Consider the following 19,881-nt stretch of genomic DNA (forward strand, 5'->3'; position numbering starts at 1 on the left):
CAGGTGCCAAGCGGCGACGGAGATTATCCCGCGCCTTGCAAACGGCGGCATTGGCCGCTGCGGTCTGCAAGGCGACGAGCATGCGCCGCGCTGAGGTTGCGCATCATAACATAGGCTTAGCGCGGTCCGGTCCGGCAGGGCGGGAAAAGTTCTGTAAAAAAATCACACCGTGCGGCGGTTATCGGCCCCCGCGGATCAGCCCACCCATGCCGCGCCGCTCCATAAACGCCGCCACCAGATGGCGCACTTCGGTGGTCATCTGGGTATTCAACACCCGGTGAGCCAGCATTTCGGCGTCGGCCAGGTCAATATGTCGCAGCAGGTATTTGATGCGCGCCACGCTGCGGCCATTCATGCTCAGATTGCGATAGCCCATGCCCACCAGCAACAGCGCGCCCATGGGATCGCCGGCCAACTCACCGCAGAGGCTAAGCTGCAGCCCGGCCGCTTTCCCCTGCTCGGCGATCAAGTTCAGCACCTGCAACATCGCGGGATGCAAACTGTCATACAGCGCGGCGACCCGCGTGTTGTTGCGATCCACCGCCAGCAGGTACTGGGTCAAGTCGTTGGTGCCGACCGAGATGAAATCAACGCGCCCGGCCAAATGCGGGATCAGGAAAATCATCGATGGCACTTCCAGCATCACGCCGATTTTCGGTTTCGGGATCGCGTAGCCGAGCACCTCTTCCACCTCGCGCCCGGCTCGGTCAATCAGGCGTTTAGCTTCGTCGACCTCTTCAAGGCTGGTGATCATCGGCAGCAAAATACCCAGGTTGCCGGTGCCGGCATTGGCGCGCAGCATGGCGCGTACCTGAATCAAAAAGATCTCCGGCTGATCCAGAGTGATGCGGATGCCGCGCCACCCCAGGCAAGGGTTCTCTTCGCTGATCGGCATATAGGGCAGTTGCTTGTCGGCGCCGATATCCAGGGTGCGCAGCGTAACCGGCTTGCTCGGATAAAGCTGCAGCATGCCTTGATACTGCGCGACCTGTTCTTCTTCGGAGGGGAAACCGCTTTGCAACATGAACGGGATTTCGGTGCGGTACAACCCCACGCCATCCACTCGGCCGCCCAACAGTTGTTCATGTTCCGGGCTGAGGCCGGCGTTCAGCATCACCTGGATACGCTCGCCGCTTTTCAACTGCGCCGGTTGCTCGACGTCGTCTTCCGCCAGCTTGCTCAACTCCAGCTCTTCGCTGATCAGCCGTTGATATTCCTGCACCAGCACCGGTTCAGGATCGACCAACAGTTCACCGCGATACCCATCAACGATCAGCAACCGCTGGCTGAGCAGAGAAGGCTGGATGTCGGCGCCCATCACCGTCGGCACCCCCATCGCCCGCACCAAAATCGCCGCATGCGAGTTGGCGGCGCCGTCGCGCACCACCACGCCGACCAGGCGATCCTGCGGCACTTCGGCCAGCAATGTCGCGGTCAGCTCATCCGCCACCAGCACAAAACGCGCCGGCCACTGGGTGGCGCCCTGGGTGGTGTCATCGAGGTGGAACAGCAGGCGCTGGCCCAGCGCGCGCAGATCGCTGCCGCGCTCGCGCATGTAGGTGTCCTGCAGTTTGGCGAACTGTTCGGCAAAGGCTTCTATCACCTGTTTCACCGCCCACTCCGCCACCGAGCCGTTGTCGATTTCGGCGAACAGTTCGCGCTTGAGGCGGGCGTCGTTTAACAGGTGAGAATAAAGATCGAAGATCGCCGCGCTCTCTTTTTGCTAGCTGGCGGCAAAACGCTTGCTGAAGCGGCGAAACTCCGCGCCGGCCTCTTCCAGCGCCAGCGTCAGGCGCTCGCGCTCGCTGGCGGTGTCCAGCGTCGACGCGCGGTAAACCTGATCGAGCGAAGGCTGGCTACTGTCCTGCCACCCTTCAGCCACCGCCACGCCGGGCGAGGCCGCCAGTGCACGCACGCGCGTTTGGCGATACTGGCCGAAAATGGCGTTGAGCTGCGACTGTGACAAGATCCCGGCCATCTGCGTGGCCAGAGTGACCATGAAAGACTCTTCGCTTTCATCGAACTGGCGCAGCTCGCGCTGCTGCACCACCAGCACCCCCAGCAGTTGGCGCCGATGAATGATCGGCACCCCGAGGAAGGATCGAAAACGATCCTCTTTCACCTGCGGAACGTATTTGAAACTGGGGTGGCTTTGGGCATCGGCCAGGTTAATAGGCTCGGCTCGGCGGCCGACCAACCCGACGACGCCCTCGTCAAACGCCAATGCGATAGTGCGCCCACGCGGCTTTTTCAGCCCGCGCGTGGCCATCAGGTAGTAGCAGCGGCGATCGTTGTCCGCCAGGTAGATGGAACACACTTCGGTGTCCATCGCCAGACAGGTTTCATTGACCAGCAGATCCAGCGCATCCGTCAGACTGGCCGCCGCGGCCACCTTCTCTACAATTTCTCGCAAGCGCGTGAGCATAGTCGGCTTAACTTAACCTCTCTTTCGGCGATAAGCGGGAGCCTGCCGCGGCGCCGCCTGCTCTTGCATCGGCATCACGGTCACGGCGAATTCTTTCATCACCCGGCGGTAGACGTCGCGTTTGAACGACACCACCTGGCGCACCGGATACCAGAAGCTCACCCAGCGCCAACCGTCGAACTCCGGCGTGCTGCTGCGCTGCATATTGATATCAGCGTCATTGCACAGTAGCTGCAACAAAAACCATTTTTGCTTTTGGCCGATACAAACCGGCTTTGTGTCCCAACGCACCAAACGTTTCGGCAATTTATAGCGCAACCAGTTGCGGGTCGAAGCCAGGATGCGCACATCCTTTTTACTCAGCCCCACTTCTTCGAACAGCTCACGGTACATCGCCTGCTCCGCAGTTTCGCCAGGGTTAATCCCACCTTGGGGAAACTGCCAGGAGTGCTGACCGTAACGGCGGGCCCATAAGACCTGCCCCTGACGATTACAGATTACGATACCAACATTCGGGCGGTAGCCATCATCATCGATCACCGGACTACCTCGATAAGCTTAAATTCGCATAGATGTCCTGATTGTTTCACACAAGCTACAGGCGGTAAACCACTGCTTTACGGCGCTGCGGGCCGGATAACATTGGGATAACTCACAGATATTGGCAAAGTTATAAACATACCCCAGCCTTTCAGACCGGTTTTATTCACTTTTTCTGTGGATAGGTGTGTGCAGAACTCGAGGGATAAGCCGGTAAAACTCTCGTCCCCTAAAATCCGCTCTCATACCCATAAACAAATATTAAATTTAAAAACATATAGTTAACCAATATCTCGCAGTGATGCACAGGACAAAAATGTGATCTATGCACGGTAAGGATCTTACCCTGGCGAAAGATCCACCAACGCCGTTTTTATCCACAGATTATCCGGGCAAGTTACGCACAAAACGGACAAATTCGTAAAAACCCGCCTGAGTCAAGGCTGTAAATTGAACCAGTGATCGGTAAAAATTTGGGTTATCCCATAAATCTGTGGATAAATAGGTGTAAGATCCTGTTTATTGTCGGTGGCTTCAGGTGAACAAGCCCCGCGAGTGCATTGTCGCCCGCGTAAAGAAAGAAAAAAAGTCATGTAAAATCATGCTACTATTATTCTTTTCCCCAGGCGATAGCGGTTATCGCTCGCCGTGTATAATTGCAGTACGTTTTTCAACCAAATTCGACAGGCTTGATTTATGGCATTTTTATCCCCTTTGCCGCCCCCGCCGGAAAATGAACGGCAGCTGTTCGAGCGCGCTCAGGCGCTGGCCGGCTTCAGCTTTGGCGAACTGGCCGCCCGTGCGCAATTGCCGATCCCCAAGGATCTGAAACGCGATAAAGGCTGGGTGGGCATGCTGCTGGAGCTGTATCTCGGCGCCATGGCCGGCAGCAAACCGGAACAGGATTTTCCCGAGTTGGGCATTGAGCTGAAAACCATTCCTGTCGACGCCGCCGGCAAACCGCTGGAAACCACTTTCGTCTGCGTCGCCCCGCTCACCGGCAACAGCGGCGTCACCTGGGCCAGCAGCCACGTTCGCCACAAGCTGGCGCGCGTGTTGTGGATACCGGTAGAAGGCGAACGGCAAATCCCGCTGGCCCAGCGCCGCGTCGGTTCGCCGCTGCTGTGGAGCCCGAGCCTTGCAGAAGAAGAGATGTTACGCCGCGATTGGGAAGAACTGATGGATCTGATCGTGCTCGGTCACGTAGAACGCACCACCGCACGCCACGGCGAAGTGCTGCAACTGCGCCCCAAAGCGGCCAACAACAAGGCGCTCACCGAAGCCATCGGCGAACAGGGGCAACCTATCATGACGCTGCCGCGCGGTTTCTATCTGAAAAAGGGCTTTACCGGCGCGCTGCTGGCAAGACATTTCTCAATCTAAGCGATTTCGTTTAACTCTGGTTTAGCTAACCCTGTCAGCGCCGCGATAAACGCGTATAATTCACGCTTTGCATTTATTAAGGTGTGTCGGGCAATGTTCGAATGGATTATGGATCCCAATGCCTGGTTAGCGTTAGGTACGCTAACCATTCTTGAGATCGTACTGGGTATTGATAACATCATTTTTCTGTCGCTGGTGGTAGCCAAGCTGCCCAAAGCGCAACAGAACAAAGCTCGCCGGCTCGGGCTGGCCGCCGCCATGCTGATGCGCCTGGCGCTGCTGGCCTCTATCGCCTGGGTGATCCGCTTGACGCACCCGCTGTTCACCGTGCTGGATCACGCCATTTCCGCCCGCGATTTAATCCTGCTGCTGGGGGGATTGTTCCTGATCTGGAAAGCCAGCAAAGAGATCCACGAAACCATCGAAGGTTCGGAAGAAGAGCACCACACCAAGGTGCACAGCTTCTTCGGCGCGATCGTGCAAATCATGCTGTTGGATATCATCTTCAGTCTGGATTCGGTGATTACCGCCGTGGGGCTTTCCGACCATCTGTTCATCATGATGGCGGCGGTGGTGATCGCCGTCGGCGTGATGATGTTCGCCGCCCGGCCGATCGGCGAGTTCGTCAACCGCCATCCGTCGGTAAAAATGCTGGCGCTGGCGTTCCTGATCCTGGTGGGCTTCACGCTGATGCTGGAAAGCTTCCAGGTGCACGTGCCGAAAGGCTACATCTACTTCGCCATGTTCTTCTCCATGTCGGTAGAAGCGCTCAATCTGATGCGCAGCAAGAAAAACCGTTCGCCGGAATAACCCTGCGCGGAGGCCGCCACCGGCGGCTTCCGCCGTTTCGTTGCCCCCTCATTTCAGTTTTTCTTATCAGATAAAGACTTATCTGAGACGTCCCCGGCCAAGAGTTTGCTAATCTTGAAAGAACATTGTTTTTGCATAATCGAGGATCCGCAGGATGAAAAAGTGGGTAATGGCAGTGTCTGCGCTGGTGATGGCGGCCGGTTTGGCGGGATGTTCCAGCGACTACGTCATGGCGACCAAAGACGGCAACATGATCCTGACGCAAGGCAAACCAGAGATCGACGAAGACACCGGACTCATCAGTTATAAAGACGAGAAAGGCAACCACCGCCAGATCAACGGCGATCAGGTTTCCCAGGTTATCGAACGCTAATCACCGCTCGCCGGCTATCGCCCGTTCAAGCGCGGTAGCCCTCATTCGTCTCCGCACTGAATCCGCTTCCCCCATCTTCACCGCTTGGTTATAGTCAGGAAAGGCGACATCGCCGCCCGACGGACTTTGCGCCGTCTTCTGAATTGGGCTCCTGTTTCACCGGGCCGCGCGGCCCGTCAGCGCTAACAAGAAAGGAAGGCCGTTAATGCAATACCACCGTATTCCCCACAGTTCTTTAGAAGTGAGCGTGCTGGGACTGGGCACCATGACCTTTGGCGAACAGAACAGCGAAGCCGACGCCCATGCGCAACTGGACTATGCATTGGCCGCAGGCGTGAACCTGATAGACACCGCCGAACTGTACCCGGTGCCGCCCCGCCCGGAAACCCAGGGCCTGACCGAGAGCTATATCGGCAGTTGGATCAAGGCGCGCGGCAATCGCGAAAAAATCGTCCTGGCCAGCAAAGTTTCGGGGCCGGTGCGCGGCACCGACAGCAGCATCCGCCCGCAGCAGGCGCTCGATCGCAAGAACATCCGCGCCGCGCTGGACGCCAGCCTCAAACGGCTGAACACCGATTATCTCGATCTTTATCAATTGCACTGGCCGCAGCGCGCCACCAACTGCTTTGGCAAACTCAACTATCAATACACCGACGACAAAGCCACGGTCACGCTGTTGGAAACGCTGGAGGCGCTGACCGAGCAGGTGCGCGCCGGCAAGATCCGCTATATCGGGGTTTCCAATGAAACGCCCTGGGGCGTGATGCGCTACCTGCAGCTGGCGGAGAAACATGAGCTGCCGCGCATCGTGTCGATTCAAAACCCGTACAGCCTGCTGAACCGCAGCTTTGAGATTGGCCTGGCCGAGATCAGCCAGCACGAAGGGGTGGAACTGCTGGCCTATTCCAGCCTGGCGTTCGGCACCCTGAGCGGTAAATACCTCAACGGCGCAAAACCGGCCGGCGCGCGCAATACGCTGTTCACCCGCTTCAACCGTTATTCAGGGCAGCAAACCCAGTTGGCGATCGCCGAATACGTGGCGCTGGCCAAAAAACACGGACTGGATCCTTCGCAGATGGCCTTGGCCTTCGTGCGTCAGCAGCCGTTCGTCGCCAGCACCCTGTTGGGCGCCACCTCGGTGGATCAGTTGAAAATCAACCTCGACAGCCTTGACGTGATTCTGGATGAGGACGTGCTGCAGGCGCTCGAAGAAATCCACACCCGGTTTACCATTCCGGCGCCTTAATTCCTCTGAGGGCGCAGCCAGGCTGCGCCCCGTTTCACCGCCGCTGAGACCACCACAATGCGCTAATCGCCAGCGCAAACACCACGCCAAACCCTACGCCGACGCCCACCACCGGCACGCCCAGCTTCACGACCAAAGAATACAGGCCCAGCATCAGCAACATGGCGGCGTTTTCACCCAGGTTTTGCACCGCGATCGCATTGCCGGCGCCGACCGAATGCTTGCCCCGCTCCTGCAGCAACGCATTGAGCGGCACCACGAAGAAGCCCCCCAGCATGCCGATGATCGCCAGCAAGACGTAGGCATTGAGCATGGTCGTTTGCAACGCAAACACCGCGACCGCGACGCCGATCAGGATCCCGGCCGGCATGCAGCGCTTCACCGTCTTCAGCGTGACGAAGCGCGCGGCGGCGCCGGCGCCGACCACGATGCCGACGGCCACCATGGCGTTCAGCAGCGTCGGCGTGGCGTTATCGGCAATGCCAAGCGCCACCGGCACCCACAGCACCAACAGAAAACGCAGCGTCACGCCGGCCCCCCAAAACAGGCTGGTGCCGATCAAAGAGAAACGCGTCTGCCCATCGCGCCATAATGTGACGCAGGCGGTAAGAAAGCTGTTCGTCATGGCCCGCGGCCGCCATGAAGCCCCTGGGCGCGCCGCCGCCAGACGTGGAATATACAGGTTGGCGACCACCGCCCCTGCGTAAACCAACGCGCAGGCCGCCAGCGCCGCTACCACGTGCCAGTCCGCCAGAATACCGCCGGCCACCGAACCGGTGAGAATGGCGGCGATGGTCGAGGCCTCCATCAGGCCGTTAGCCTTGACCAGCTTCTCGCCGCTGGTGATCTCGCCCAGAATGCCGTATTTGGCTGGAGAATACGCGGCGGCACCCACGCCGACCAGGCTGTAACCCCAAAACGGGTTCCCCCCAAAACAGATCATCAACGCCCCCACCAGCTTCAGGGCGTTGGCGAACATCATCACCCGCCCTTTGGCGAAGCTGTCGGCCACCTGGCCGACAAACGGCGCCAGGATGATGTAGGTGGCGACAAAGGCCATCTGCAGGATCGGCTGGCTCCAGTCCGGATACAGCTGCTGCTTGATCAGCGCCAGCGTGGCGAACAGCAACGCATTGTCGCCGAACGCCGAGAGGAACTGCGCGCTGATCACCGCGATCATGCCGCGTGACAACAAAGGGGATTCGGTCGAAGGATTCATCAGGCACTCTCCGGCTGTTCGGCCATATGACGCAGGGTGAGGAAATCAGGTTTGCCGCTGCCGAGCACCGGCAGCGTTTTCAACAGGCGAATATCGCGCGGCACCGCCAGCTCCGGGCTGCCCAACTCGCGCGCCACCCGCAGCAATGCCTCGCGGGTAATGGCGGGATCGGTGGTGAACAGCACCAGCGCCTCGCCTTTGCTGCTGTCGCTTTTGACCGTGGCGGCATGCAGCTTTTCCGGCGACAGCCGTTGCGCCAGCAATTCGACGCTCTCCAGCGACACCATCTCGCCCGCCAGCTTGGCGAAGCGCTTCACGCGCCCGCGAATGGTGCAGTAACCCTGCTCATCCAGGCTGACGATATCGCCGGTATCATACCAACCCGGCTGCAGCACGCCGTTCGCATCTTCCGCCGCCGGCGGTTCCAGCTCACCGGGACGTTCAACCCGCAGATAGCCTTTCATGATATTCGGCCCCTTCAGCTGCAGGCGGCCGCCGTTATCGATGCCCGGCACCGCGATCAAGCGCGCCTCCATCTGCGGCATGATGCGGCCAACGGTGCCCACCTTGGTCGCCAGCGGCACGTTGATCGACACCACCGGCGCGCACTCGGTCACGCCATAGCCTTCCAGAATGCGGATGCCGTATTTATCCTGATAGATCTGTTTGGTGCTGTCCGCCAGTTTCTCCGCGCCGGCCACCACATAGCGCAGGCGGGCGAAATCATACGGATGCGCGAAGCGCGCATAGTTGTTGAGGAAGGTCGCCGTGCCGAACAGCACCGTGCAGTTACGGTCATACACCAACTCCGGCACCACGCGATAGTGCAGCGGGCTGGGGTAGAGGAAAATGCGGCTGCCGGTGATCAGCGGCGTAAGCAACCCCACCGTCAGGCCGAACGAGTGGAACAATGGCAGCGATGACATGAAACGGTCGCGCGGCGTGAAATCGGCGATGGTGCGAATTTGTTCTACGTTGGCCAGCAGGCTGGCATGCGAATGCACCACGCCCTTGGGGTGGCCTTCAGAGCCGGAAGTGAACAAGATCAGCGCCGCGTCCTCCGGGCGTTGCGGCAACGCCGCGCGCTGCGGTTGCAGCAAGTGCCGCAGGATCCACAGCTTGTCCGCCAGCGTAACGGTGTCTTTCAGATCCTCCAGATACATCCAGTTGGCCTGCGTCACCTGCTCCGGCAGGTGGGTCAGTTTGCCCTTCTCCAGGAACTGGCGCGAGGTGACGATGGTCTTGATGCCGGCGGCGGTCATCGCGCTGTTCAGGCCGTTGGCGCCGGCGGTGTAGTTGAGCATCGCCGGAATGCGGTTGCGCAGCGAAGCGCCGAAGATCGCCGCCGCGGTGATGGTGGCGTTCGGCAACAGCAGCCCGACGTGTTCCCCTTCGGCGATAAAGCGCTGCAGAATGCGGCTGACGCCCAGCGATTTCTTGATCAGCGTTTGGTAGCTGTCCTCTTTGAAAGCGATGTCTTCGATACACGGCTTGCGACGCCCATAGCGGCGCTGCGCCGCCAGCAAGGCATGGAACAGCGTCTGCGGTTCGCGCGTCTCCATGCGCGCCCGCATCATGATCTGCATCAGCCGATCGCCCGCCAGCGCCCGACGCTCGCGCGCACGCGGCGCCTCCGGCATCGGCAGCGTGGTCGGCGGCAAGATGCGGATGCTGATTTGCGGAAACCAGCGGATCTTGAACACCCCGGCCATGCGGCCGAACGGACTGAATTCGGGGCCGTCGATCCGCACCGGCACCACGGTGGCGCCCGATTTGGCGGCGATAAACGCCGCGCCGTCGTAGATTTTCATCAGCGCGCCGGTCACGGTGATGCGCCCTTCAGGGAACACGACGATCGGCCGCCCCTGTTCGACCATGCGCACCAGCTGCTTGATGGCCATCGGCTTGGTGGGATCGAGCGAGACGAAATCGATGTAGGGCCGAAGCCAGCGCATGAACCAGCTCTCGCCGATGCTGGCGTAAACCGCAAACACCGGTTTTATCGGCAGGAACAGCGCCAACAGCACGCCGTCGAGGAAAGAGACGTGGTTCGGCGTAATCAGCAGTTTTTGCCGTTCGAAGTGCTGGACGCCCCCTTCGACCCGAACCCGAAACAACAGGCGAAACAGCGCGCGCAGCAGTGAAAAGATCATGCCCTTCTCCCTTGGCCATGGAGGCGTAAATCGTTGTAGGGAAAAGAATACTATATGGCAGGCAAAAAAAAACCTACGCATCCGCGTAGGTTGGTGCAATTGAAAATGGCTTCAACATACAGAGTATGCTGATTTCTCACCAATCAATACCTCTGGGATCACCTACTCTAGAGAGATGGCGTGCAGGAAACTACCGCCGAATCGCAAGAGTTCTGCTCCAAATGCAACCAGCTGTAAATTTCCCGCGATCTGCTGTAATAACTCAATGAAACTTAAACCTTCCCGCAGCGACGAAAATAAATATAACAACGACGAGCCAGTGACCCAGACGTGAAATCTTCACTCATCGCGCGCTGACCTCGACCAGGCAGCTCATGGCGTTCGGCCCCTGCGTCAGCGGCGAGGTGCCAATATCCAGCGTCAGCACATTCGGGTTGCCCGCCTGCTCGAGCGGCTGGCGCTGTGCGTCGAAACCCGGCTCGAACCAGGCACCGGTCGCCATCAACACCACGCCGCGCGTCACACCATCGGTGAGCGATACCCCCGCCAGACAGCTGCCGCGCGCATTGCTGACCAGCACTTCGGCGCCGTCCGCCACCCCGCGCGGCGCCGCATCGTCCGGATGCATATACAGGGTTTCGCGCCCGGCGGTCTTGTTGCCCTGCGCCAGCGGCGCCGGATCCATCTGGCTATGCAGGCGATCGCTCGGTTGAATGGAGATCAGGTGCAGCGGCCAATTCTTGGCCTGCGGCGCGCCCAGCCACTCCACCGGCGGCCGCCACTGCGGATGCGGAGCGAAATCTTCGTAGCGATAGCCGGCGATCCGCTCGCTGAACAACTCGATCTTGCCGCTGGGCGTTTGCAGCGGGTTAACCTGGGGATCGGCGCGGAACGCGTCAAAAAATACAAACTCTTTGGCCGGAGCGGGCAGCTCGACATAGCCCCGTTGCCAGAACGCCTCAAACTCGGGCCAGGCGACGCCGGCGCGCTGCTGCGCAGCGCCGCATTGCCGGTAGATAGCTTCGATCCAGGCCCGCTCGTCGCGGTTTTCGGTAAAGCGCTCGCGATAGCCCAGGCGCTCCGCCAGATCGGCGAAGATATCGAAATCGTTGCGCGCCTGATGCTGCGGTGCAATCGCCTGATGCATCGCCAGCACGTAACGATCGCGCGACGAGCCGCCGATGTCGTTGCGCTCCAGCGAACTGGTGACCGGCAACACGATATCCGCCATTTTGGCTGCCGCGGTCCACCAGATATCTTGTACGATCACCGTATCCGGCTTCTGCCAGCCTTCCACCAGTCGGTTCAACTGCTGATGGTGATGGAACGGGTTGCCGCCGGCCCAGTGCACCAGATGGATATCCGGATAATGCCGCGTCTCGCCGCAAAATTGATAGGCTTCGCCAGGGTGCAGCAGCATGTCGCAGATGCGCGCCACCGGGATCGCCAGCCCGGCCGGGTTATCGCCTACCGGCATGGTCGGCGCGGGGGTATCCACGCGCGGGTTGCCGACGCCGTTCATTGAGCCGTGGCCGAACGAGAACCCGCCGCCCGGCAGCCCCACCTGGCCCAGCATCGCCGACAGCGCGATCATCATCCAGTACGGTTGCTCGCCACGATGCGCGCGCTGCACGGAGTAGGAACAGGTGATAAAACTGCGCACGCCGATCAGCTGCCGCGCCAGCAGCGCGATGCGCGCCGTCGGAATGCCGGTAATGTCGCTGGCCCAGGCCGGCGTTTTCGCCACGCCGTCGCTCACGCCGTTCAGGTAATCCGCCAACTGTTGATAACCCACGCAGTGGCTGTGCAGGAAGGCTTCATCCTGCGCGCCCAGCCGCTGGATTTCGTAAGCCAGCGCCAGCATCAGCGCCACGTCGGTATTCGGCCGGATCGGGATCCATTCCGCATTGACGAACTCGGGGCAGTCGTCGCGCATCGGGCTGATGTTGATCACCGGCGTGCCCTTGCGCGCCAGCTTTTGCAGCCAGGGCTTGAGCGCATGCTCCGCCGCGCCGCCGGAAGACACCTGGGCGTTTTTCAGCGCCAACCCGCCAAACGCCACAAACAGTTCGCAGTGCTCCACCACGCTTGGCCAACTGGTGACGCGCCCGGTCAACGGCGAGAAAGTGCCGATCACATACGGCAGGAAAAACTGCGCCGCGCCCCAGCTGTAGTTGCCCTGCTGATCGACGCCGCCGCCGCCGCTGAAGTAGAACCGCCGCACCAGCGAGCGGGCATGGTGCAGCCGCCCTGCCGACGACCAGCCATAAGAGCCGGTAAACAGCCCGGAGGCACCGTAGCGATCGCGCACCCGGCGATTCTCCTGCGCCACCAAATCGAGCGCTAACTCCCAATCCACCTCGACGAAATCTTCCCTGCCGCGCAGCGTACGGTCGCTGCCCTCGCGCTTTTGCAGCCACGAGCGGCGCACCGCCGGCTTGCGGATGCGTTTGTCGGAGTAGACCATCGGTACGATGGAATCGAGCAGCGGCGAAGGATCGGGATCGTCGACGAAGGGTTCACAACGGATAAGCCGGCCGTCTTCAACCACGGCGGTATAAGCGCCCCAATGGGCGAGCTGCGGATAGCGTTTAATGGACATGGCATTCTCGGCGCAAATCGGAATGCACAGACGTTACCTCAGCCCGCCGCCAGTGCCAACGTACAAATTGCGCTATCGTTCGGTCGTCGATGGTTATGCGTACAGACTCGAAGAGATTCTGCAACGGCCGCCACAAGTTGCGCACGAGACCGCTTGCAGCCCCGGTTTTTTTCCGCAAAACTGGGGGATGTAAGCGATTACCCAGGATGTGTTGACTGATATGGCTACGATAAAGGATGTTGCCAGGCTGGCGGGGGTTTCCGTGGCCACGGTATCCCGCGTGATAAACAATTCCCCCAAGGCCAGCGAAGGGTCGCGCACCGCGGTGCAGGCCGCCATGGAACAGCTGCAGTATCACCCTAACGCCAACGCACGAGCGCTGGCGCAGCAATCCACCGAGACGCTGGGCCTGATCGTCTCCGACGTTTCCGATCCCTTCTTCGGCGCGATGGTCAAGGCGGTCGAGCAGGTGGCCTACGCCACCCACAATTTTCTGCTGATTGGCAACGGTTACCACGACGCCGAAAAAGAGCGTCAGGCGATTGAACAGCTGGTGCGGCACCGCTGTGAAGCGCTGGTGGTGCACGCCAAAAGGCTGAGCGATCAGGAACTTTGCGGCTGGATGCAACAGATCCCGGGCATGGTGCTGATCAACCGCACGCTGCCGGGCTTCGAAACGCGCTGCGTGGCGCTCGACGATCGCTACGGCGCCTGGCTGGCGACCCGTCATCTGATCCAGCAAGGGCATCAGCGCATTGCCATCATCTGCTCCACCCACCAGATTTCCGACGCCACCGACCGGCTGCAGGGCTATCTCGACGCGCTGCGGGAACACGGCATCGCGGTGGATGAAAAGCTGATCGCCTATGGCGAACCGGACGAGATCGGCGGCGAACAGGCGATGACAGAATTGCTCGGCCGCGGCCGTTCGTTCTCCGCCATTACCTGCTACAACGATCCGATGGCCGCCGGCGCGCTGTCGGTGCTGAGCGATAACAGCGTCGACGTACCGGGGGAGATTTCGCTGATCGGTTTCGACGACGTGCTGATTTCGCGCTACCTGCGCCCACGCCTGACCACCATTCGCTACCCGATCGTGGCGATGGCGACCCAGGCGGCGGAGCTGGCGCTGGCGCTGGCCAACCGGCAACCGTTGCCGGAAATCACCAACATGTTCAGCCCAACGCTGGTGCGCCGCCACTCGGTCGCCACCCTCAACAACGCGCACGAACAGCCGTAATCATGCCGCCGCATAACGCTGTGAAGCGGGCGCCAGGCGCCCGCCGGCTGATCAGATAAGTTCCAGCGCGATCAGTTCTTCGATGGTTTGGCGGCGGCGGATCAATCGTGGCTCGCCGTTTTCGAACAGCACTTCAGGCAACAGCGGACGGCTGTTGTAGTTGGAGGACATCGACGCGCCGTAGGCGCCGGTATCGTGAAACACCAGATAATCGCCGATCTGCACCGGCGGCAGCTCTCGGGTTTCCACGCCGCCGCCCGCCTGCTGGGTGAACACGTCGCCGGATTCGCACAGCGGCCCGGCGATCACCGTTTCGCGCAGCGCTTGCCCCGAGGTATCGCGCCCATCGGCCGGCAACAGCGAAATATGGTGGTAACTGCCGTACATCGCCGGGCGCATCAGATCGTTAAAACCGGCGTCCACCAGCACGAAGTGGCGGCTGCCCATGTCTTTCACCGCCCGCACCTCGGCCACCAAGACGCCCGCTTCCGCCATCAGGAAACGCCCGGGTTCAATCTCCAACTGCACCGGATGCCCCAGATGCGCGGCGATGCGTTCACGCGCCCGATTCCACAAACCGAAATAGTGTTCGGTATCGATCGCCTCTTCGCCGTACTGATACGGGATAGACAGGCCGCCGCCGGCGGAAATGGCGCTGATGTCATGACCGAGATCGATCACCTGCTGCACCATCGCATCGCAGACGCGCTCCAGATGCTGGTAATCGACGCCGGAACCGATGTGCATGTGCACGCCGATCAGTTGCAGACCATAGCGGCGGATCTTCTCCACCGCCTGCGGCAGGTCGGCATACCAGATGCCGTGCTTGCTGTTCTCGCCGCCGGTGTTGGTTTTCTGGCTGTGGCCGTGGCCAAATCCCGGGTTAACGCGCAGCCACACCGGATGCCCTGCGGAAACCTGGCCGAGCTGATCCAGCATGTCGATGGAACCGGCGTTAACCGGGATCTTCAATTCGCTGACGCGCGCCAGCGTGGCGTGATCCAACACGTCCGCGGTAAACACGATCTCGCTCGGTTCGCCGCCCGGCTGAAAACCGGCCTGCAGCGCCCGTTCGATCTCGCCCAGCGACACCGAATCCACCTTCACGCCCTGCTCGCGCATCAAGCGCAAAATATGAATGTTCGAACAGGCCTTCTGCGCGAAACGAATGGTGTCGAAGTGGCGCAGCTGAGCGATGCGCTGGCTGATGATGTCCGCATCATAAGCCCAGACCGGGCAGCCGAAACGCTGCGGCAAAGCCAGCAGGTTAGCGGCGTTCAACGCGGTGGAGGTGTCGTGCAACGGGCGTGGCATGGCGATATTCCCAATTCGAAAATGACGGCAGATAAAGCCATAGTGCCGCACGCTGAATCGAGTGAAAAATATCTATTTAGCCGTAGTCTATTCATTTATGATATGGCTTTCTCTACAGTCGAGCGGCCTCGCCATGCACAGTATCTCTTTGCGGCAGATCGAAATCTTTCGGGCGGTGATGACCACCGGCAACCTGACCGAGGCGGCGGCCCTGCTGCAAACCTCGCAACCGACCGTCAGCCGCGAGCTGGCGCGCTTTGAAAAGCTGATTCGGCTGCAGTTGTTCGACCGGGTGCGCGGGCGCTTGTCCCCCACGGTGCAGGGCCTACGGCTGTTCGAAGAGGTGCAACGCTCCTATTACGGCCTCGATCGCATCGTCAACGCCGCCGCCGGCATCCGCCAGTTTCAGCAGGCGCAGCTGTCGATCGTGTGCCTGCCGGTATTTTCCCAATCGCTGCTGCCGGCGGTGTGCCAGCCCTTTATCGAACGTTATCCGGAAGTCAGCTTCAGCGTGATCCCGCAAGAGTCGCCGCTGCTGGAAGAGTGGCTGTCTGCCCAGCGCCACGATCTCGGGCTGACGGAAACCACCCTCACGCCGGCGGGCACCGAACGGGTGACGCTGATGACGTTGAACGAAGTGTGCGTGCTGCCGACGGGCCACCCGCTGCTGGTAAAAGACCAGCTGACGCCGCAGGACTTCGCCGGGCAGAACTTCATCAGCCTGTCGAGCACCGACAGCTATCGTCACTTGCTGGATGCGCTGTTCGCCGAGCAAGGCGTCGAGCGCCGCATGGTGATGGAAACGCACAGTGCGGCGTCAGTGTGCGCCATGGTGAGAGCCGGCGTGGGGGTGTCGATCGTTAACCCGCTGACGGCGCTCGACTATGCCGGCAGCGGCGTGCACGTGCGGCCGTTCAGCATCGACGTGCCGTTCACCGTCAGCCTGATCCGGCCGCTGCACCGCCCTTCATCGGCGCTGGTCACGGCCTTTATCGACCATTTGCATCAGCAGGCGGCACGCTTCTCCGCCCGGCTGGCCGCCGCTGTCAGGCGCTGAAAGCGGCGTGGGAATATTGCCGAGGCCTTAGCGCAGCGTCGCCTGCCACTGCGGATCGGTGGCAAACCACTCCACCAGAAAGTCCAGCATGGTGCGCAAGGTGGCGGGCATCTGGCGACGCGAGGTGTAGATGCCGTAGATGCCCATCGACTGCGGCCGGTAATCCGGCAACAATTCGACCAGTTCGCCGCTGGCCAGCAGCGGGGCCGCCGAATAATAGGGCTGCATGGAAATGCCCGCGCCCTGCACCGTGCCGGCCATCAACACCACCGACTCATTGGCGCTCAGGTTGCCGCTGACCGCCACCGCCGATTTCACGCCCTGAGCATCGAAGTGCCACAGGCTTTTGCCGAAATAGGAGTAGGTCAGGCAGTTGTGCAACGCCAGATCCTGCGGTTGGCGCGGGGTGCCGTGTGCCGCCAGATACGCCGGCGCGGCGCACACCACCGATGCGCAGGTGGACAGCGGACGGGCGATCAGGTTGGGATCCAGCTCGTTGGTGATGCGCAGCGCCAGATCGATGCGCTCTTCCACCAGGTTCACCGCCCGATTGTTCATCTGCAGATCGACCGCCACCTGCGGGTGATGCTTCAGATACTGAGCGACCGCCCCCACCAGCGCCGTTTGCCCGAGCGACTGCGAACAGGTGATGCGCAGCAGGCCGCGCAGTTCGTCGCTCTGCCCTTCCTCCACCAGATCGATTTCCCCCGCCAGCGCCAACATTTGTCGGCAACGTTCCAGAGTACGCTCACCGGCGTCGGTCAGACTAAGCTTACGGGTAGTGCGGTGCAGTAAACGCGCCCCGGCCCATTGCTCCATCTGCGCCAGGTAGCGCGTCACCATCGCGCGCGACATCTCCAGCGTTTCCGCGGCGGCGATCATGCTGCCGCGATCGACGATGGTGACAAAAACCTCAGCGGCGGTAATGCGATCCATGATTAGTCCGATTTATGCAACGAATAATTGCTTATTATCCGGTTTTTCTATCGCTTTATGCAACATAACATCGTTACAACATTAACCGATACCTAAGGACCTCTGCCCATGTTTAAGAAATCACTGTTAACTCTGGCCTTCACCGGCGTCGCCACACTGAGCACTTACGCCACCGCTGCCGATACCCTGACCATGGAAGTGTATAACCCGGGCGAGAAAAGCGTGTTCCCGGTGTCTTCCGAAATCGTCAGCGGCCAACACGAAGTGGCGCTGATTGACGCTCAGTTCCAGCGTAACGATGCCGAAGAGCTGGTGAAAAAGATCAAGGCGACCGGCAAGAAGCTGACCACCGTTTATATCAGCCACTCAGACCCGGATTTCTATTTCGGTCTGGACGTGATTAAGGCGGCCTTCCCGGAGGCGAAAATCATCGCTTCGCCAGGCACCATCAAGGACATCAACGCCACCAAAGACGGCAAAGTCGCCTATTGGGGCCCGATCCTGAAAGACAACGCGCCGAAAACCGTGATCGTGCCACAGCCGCTGCAGGGCGACAGCTTCACCATCGACGGCCAGAAAGTGGAAGTGAAAGGCCTGAACGGCCCGACCCCCGATCGCACCTTCGTCTGGATCCCGGCGCTGAAAGCGGTCGTGGGCGGCGTCGCGGTCGCCGGTGACAATATCCATCCGTGGATCGCCGACAACCAGACCGAGGAATCGCGCCAGCACTGGCAGCAGACGCTGAAAAACATCGAAGCGCTGAAGCCGCAGGTCGTCGTGCCGGGCCACTTCCTGCCAGGCGCCGCGCAAACGCTGGCATCGGTGCACTTTACCCAGAAATACCTGACCACGCTGGAAGCCGAACTGCCGAAGGCCAAGGACTCCGCCGCGCTGATTGAAGCGATGAAAAAGCACTACCCGACGCTGAAAGACGAATCGAGCCTGGAACTGAGCGCAAAAGTGCTGAAAGGCGAGATGAAGTGGCCGCAATAAGCGCCCCTGCGTGATTGAACCAGCCCCGGCGCCGCGGCGAGTTGCCGCGCGCCAAGCGAGGAGTAAAGATGACCGAAACCACGTTACATTACATTTTCGATCCGCTGTGTGGCTGGTGCTATGGCGCCGCGCCGCTGGTGAAAGCGGCTCAGAGCCTCCCCGGGCTGAAGATCGTGCCGCACGCCGGCGGCATGATGACCGGCAACAATCGCCGCCAGATCACCGACGAGTGGCGCAACTATGTGATTCCGCACGACAAACGCATCGCCGAAATGACGGGCCAGCCGTTCGGCGAAGCCTATTTCAACGGCCTACTGCGCGACACCACGGCGGTGATGGATTCCGAACCGCCGATCACCGCTATCCTGGCGGCGGAAAAGCTGTCTGGACGCGGGCTGGACATGTTGCATCGCATTCAGCAGGCGCACTATAAGGAAGGCCGGCGCATCGCCGACACGCCGGTGCTGGAAGCGTTGGCGAAAGAGCTGGGGTTGCCTTCGGCGGCGTTTATCGCCGAAATGCGCTTCAACAGCGGCGCACCGACCGCGCAACACATCGCGGAAAGCCGGGCGCTGCTCGCCAAAGTGCAAGGCCAGGGCTTCCCGACCTTTGCGCTGCAGGACAGCGAAGGCCACCTGCATCTGCTGCCGGCCGGGAACTATCTGGGCAATGTGGAAGCCTGGAAGAACCTGCTGGGCGCCGCCGCGCTGGCGTAACCCTTCTCGCCCCGATCGCCGGGGCGAGTCATTCGACCCGCACGAACCGCCCTTCCGCCCGCACGTTGTGACCGAACCCGCAATCCCCCCGCGTATGCATCTCCAGCGCTTGTTCGCCAAACGCCATCGTCACGTCGCAGACCTGCGCGCTTTCCGCTTCATGCTGGTGGTAGACAGCCTTGCCGTGTTCGATCGGCAGCTCGGCGGTGAAGTCGCCCATGTTCGGCCCGTAATACAGCCCCATCTGCGGCATGGCGTAGCCGGAAAACGCGATCAACCAGCGCTCGCCCTGCGGCTTCACCGCCACTTCGCTCCACACGCCGCGCCCGGCGTATTGCCAATACACGCCGCCCGGCCCCTTGGGCTGCGGCTGCTGCGCCAGGCGTTGGCGCAACAGGCTCATGTTGTGCTGCGATTTGTCGTCGTGCGGCGCCAGCGCCAGATAGGCCTGCGCCTTGAGCAATTCCCCGGCGTGCATCAGCGACAGCGCCACGTTGTTGTAAGCCGTGGCGACAGCCTGCTCGCTCAGGCCGCAAAACTCGCTCCAGGCCGCCTGATCGCGAAAGATGTCGGCGGCTTTGGCGTAATCCTGCCGCTGATAGGCCTTTTTTCCCAGTTCGGCGTAGCTCGCCACCTTTTGACAGTCGGCGGCGATGTCCGGCTCGTCAATGTGCGCCCAGGCCCGGGCGCTGGCGAAGACGCCGCAGGTCAGCAACAGGGGAAACCAAGCCTTCATCGTTTATCCTTTCTGCAAAAATTCGGCGCCAGTATAACCGCCCTGCGCCGGAGTGTATGCCGCAATTGCGCCCGCCAGCGCGCCGCTGACGATTCAGCCGCCTTATTTCAAACGGTTAGCGGAGTCAAAACTGCTTAC

15 protein-coding genes and 1 pseudogene are annotated in these 19,881 nt (G+C 60.8%); 8 read left to right on the forward strand and 8 right to left on the reverse strand.

Annotated elements, in window-relative coordinates:
- Positions 1-178: 178 nt before the first annotated feature.
- Positions 179-2,425: pseudogene (gene ptsP, locus IT763_RS18680) on the reverse strand (phosphoenolpyruvate--protein phosphotransferase).
- 12 nt (positions 2,426-2,437) lie between these two features.
- The gene (gene rppH / locus IT763_RS18685) at positions 2,438-2,965 is read right to left on the reverse strand and encodes an RNA pyrophosphohydrolase (protein WP_004931849.1); all 528 of its coding nucleotides are present in this window, start codon (positions 2,963-2,965) and stop codon (positions 2,438-2,440) included.
- A 696-nt stretch (positions 2,966-3,661) separates the two neighbouring features.
- Here rppH and mutH point away from each other — a divergent pair.
- The 4 genes from mutH (at position 3,662) to IT763_RS18705 (ending at position 6,777) form a co-directional block, all read left to right on the forward strand.
- Positions 3,662-4,348 carry a DNA mismatch repair endonuclease MutH gene (mutH, locus tag IT763_RS18690; protein WP_206194919.1) on the forward strand — a complete coding sequence of 229 codons (687 nt, stop codon included), beginning with the start codon at positions 3,662-3,664 and terminating at the stop codon, positions 4,346-4,348.
- A 93-nt stretch (positions 4,349-4,441) separates the two neighbouring features.
- Positions 4,442-5,158 (forward strand): TerC family protein, encoded by a 717-nt coding sequence (locus IT763_RS18695; protein WP_033632225.1) that lies wholly within the window; start codon positions 4,442-4,444, stop codon positions 5,156-5,158.
- 154 nt (positions 5,159-5,312) lie between these two features.
- Positions 5,313-5,531 carry a YgdI/YgdR family lipoprotein gene (locus IT763_RS18700; RefSeq protein WP_004931843.1) on the forward strand — a complete coding sequence of 73 codons (219 nt, stop codon included), beginning with the start codon at positions 5,313-5,315 and terminating at the stop codon, positions 5,529-5,531.
- A gap of 205 nt (positions 5,532-5,736) precedes the next feature.
- Positions 5,737-6,777 (forward strand): NADP(H)-dependent aldo-keto reductase, encoded by a 1,041-nt coding sequence (locus IT763_RS18705; protein WP_016929924.1) that lies wholly within the window; start codon positions 5,737-5,739, stop codon positions 6,775-6,777.
- Between the two features lie 34 nt (positions 6,778-6,811).
- Here the strand turns inward: IT763_RS18705 and lplT are convergent, their stop codons facing one another.
- From lplT to IT763_RS18720, 3 genes are all read right to left on the reverse strand, one after another.
- The gene (gene lplT / locus IT763_RS18710; protein ID WP_049300391.1) at positions 6,812-7,996 is read right to left on the reverse strand and encodes a lysophospholipid transporter LplT; all 1,185 of its coding nucleotides are present in this window, start codon (positions 7,994-7,996) and stop codon (positions 6,812-6,814) included.
- Positions 7,996-10,149, reverse strand: coding sequence for a bifunctional acyl-ACP--phospholipid O-acyltransferase/long-chain-fatty-acid--ACP ligase (gene aas, locus IT763_RS18715; protein WP_206194920.1), 2,154 nt, complete (start codon positions 10,147-10,149; stop codon positions 7,996-7,998). Before aas ends, lplT begins: the two co-directional genes overlap by 1 nt.
- A gap of 343 nt (positions 10,150-10,492) precedes the next feature.
- Complete coding sequence (locus IT763_RS18720; protein ID WP_206194921.1) at positions 10,493-12,751, reverse strand: molybdopterin guanine dinucleotide-containing S/N-oxide reductase; 2,259 nt, start codon at positions 12,749-12,751, stop codon at positions 10,493-10,495.
- A 220-nt stretch (positions 12,752-12,971) separates the two neighbouring features.
- Between IT763_RS18720 and galR the strand changes: the two genes are divergently transcribed.
- On the forward strand, positions 12,972-13,991 hold the full coding sequence (galR, locus tag IT763_RS18725; RefSeq protein WP_004931832.1) for an HTH-type transcriptional regulator GalR: 1,020 nt from the start codon (positions 12,972-12,974) through the stop codon (positions 13,989-13,991).
- Between the two features lie 51 nt (positions 13,992-14,042).
- Here the strand turns inward: galR and lysA are convergent, their stop codons facing one another.
- Positions 14,043-15,305: a diaminopimelate decarboxylase gene (gene lysA / locus IT763_RS18730; RefSeq protein ID WP_016929929.1), complete on the reverse strand. Its 1,263-nt coding sequence runs from the start codon at positions 15,303-15,305 to the stop codon at positions 14,043-14,045.
- A 133-nt stretch (positions 15,306-15,438) separates the two neighbouring features.
- Here lysA and IT763_RS18735 point away from each other — a divergent pair, with 133 nt between their 5' ends.
- Positions 15,439-16,362 carry a LysR family transcriptional regulator gene (locus IT763_RS18735; RefSeq protein WP_016929930.1) on the forward strand — a complete coding sequence of 308 codons (924 nt, stop codon included), beginning with the start codon at positions 15,439-15,441 and terminating at the stop codon, positions 16,360-16,362.
- Positions 16,363-16,389: 27 nt separating this feature from the next.
- Here the strand turns inward: IT763_RS18735 and IT763_RS18740 are convergent, their stop codons facing one another.
- On the reverse strand, positions 16,390-17,298 hold the full coding sequence (locus IT763_RS18740) for a LysR family transcriptional regulator (protein ID WP_206194922.1): 909 nt from the start codon (positions 17,296-17,298) through the stop codon (positions 16,390-16,392).
- A gap of 108 nt (positions 17,299-17,406) precedes the next feature.
- Between IT763_RS18740 and IT763_RS18745 the strand changes: the two genes are divergently transcribed.
- Complete coding sequence (locus tag IT763_RS18745; RefSeq protein WP_016929931.1) at positions 17,407-18,291, forward strand: MBL fold metallo-hydrolase; 885 nt, start codon at positions 17,407-17,409, stop codon at positions 18,289-18,291.
- A gap of 68 nt (positions 18,292-18,359) precedes the next feature.
- Entirely contained in the window at positions 18,360-19,007 is a 648-nt protein-coding gene (locus IT763_RS18750) for a DsbA family protein (protein WP_048324783.1), read from the forward strand.
- 28 nt (positions 19,008-19,035) lie between these two features.
- Here the strand turns inward: IT763_RS18750 and IT763_RS18755 are convergent, their stop codons facing one another.
- Positions 19,036-19,743 carry a hypothetical protein gene (locus tag IT763_RS18755; RefSeq protein WP_033639498.1) on the reverse strand — a complete coding sequence of 236 codons (708 nt, stop codon included), beginning with the start codon at positions 19,741-19,743 and terminating at the stop codon, positions 19,036-19,038.
- Positions 19,744-19,881: the final 138 nt, after the last annotated feature.

The organism is Serratia sp. CMO1, assembly GCF_015689115.1.
GTDB classification, from domain to species: Bacteria; Pseudomonadota; Gammaproteobacteria; order Enterobacterales; family Enterobacteriaceae; genus Serratia; species Serratia marcescens.

Bases quoted from the DNA above. Each gene is read 5' to 3' on its own strand.
- mutH (WP_206194919.1), top strand. From the start codon at position 3,662: ATGGCATTTTTATCCCCTTTGCCGCCCCCGCCGGAAAATGAACGGCAG.
- IT763_RS18695 (WP_033632225.1), top strand. From the start codon at position 4,442: ATGTTCGAATGGATTATGGATCCCAATGCCTGGTTAGCGTTAGGTACG.
- IT763_RS18700 (WP_004931843.1), top strand. From the start codon at position 5,313: ATGAAAAAGTGGGTAATGGCAGTGTCTGCGCTGGTGATGGCGGCCGGT.
- IT763_RS18705 (WP_016929924.1), top strand. From the start codon at position 5,737: ATGCAATACCACCGTATTCCCCACAGTTCTTTAGAAGTGAGCGTGCTG.
- lplT (WP_049300391.1), bottom strand. From the start codon at position 7,996: ATGAATCCTTCGACCGAATCCCCTTTGTTGTCACGCGGCATGATCGCG.
- aas (WP_206194920.1), bottom strand. From the start codon at position 10,149: ATGATCTTTTCACTGCTGCGCGCGCTGTTTCGCCTGTTGTTTCGGGTT.
- IT763_RS18720 (WP_206194921.1), bottom strand. From the start codon at position 12,751: ATGTCCATTAAACGCTATCCGCAGCTCGCCCATTGGGGCGCTTATACC.
- galR (WP_004931832.1), top strand. From the start codon at position 12,972: ATGGCTACGATAAAGGATGTTGCCAGGCTGGCGGGGGTTTCCGTGGCC.
- lysA (WP_016929929.1), bottom strand. From the start codon at position 15,305: ATGCCACGCCCGTTGCACGACACCTCCACCGCGTTGAACGCCGCTAAC.
- IT763_RS18735 (WP_016929930.1), top strand. From the start codon at position 15,439: ATGCACAGTATCTCTTTGCGGCAGATCGAAATCTTTCGGGCGGTGATG.
- IT763_RS18740 (WP_206194922.1), bottom strand. From the start codon at position 17,298: ATGGATCGCATTACCGCCGCTGAGGTTTTTGTCACCATCGTCGATCGC.
- IT763_RS18745 (WP_016929931.1), top strand. From the start codon at position 17,407: ATGTTTAAGAAATCACTGTTAACTCTGGCCTTCACCGGCGTCGCCACA.
- IT763_RS18750 (WP_048324783.1), top strand. From the start codon at position 18,360: ATGACCGAAACCACGTTACATTACATTTTCGATCCGCTGTGTGGCTGG.
- IT763_RS18755 (WP_033639498.1), bottom strand. From the start codon at position 19,743: ATGAAGGCTTGGTTTCCCCTGTTGCTGACCTGCGGCGTCTTCGCCAGC.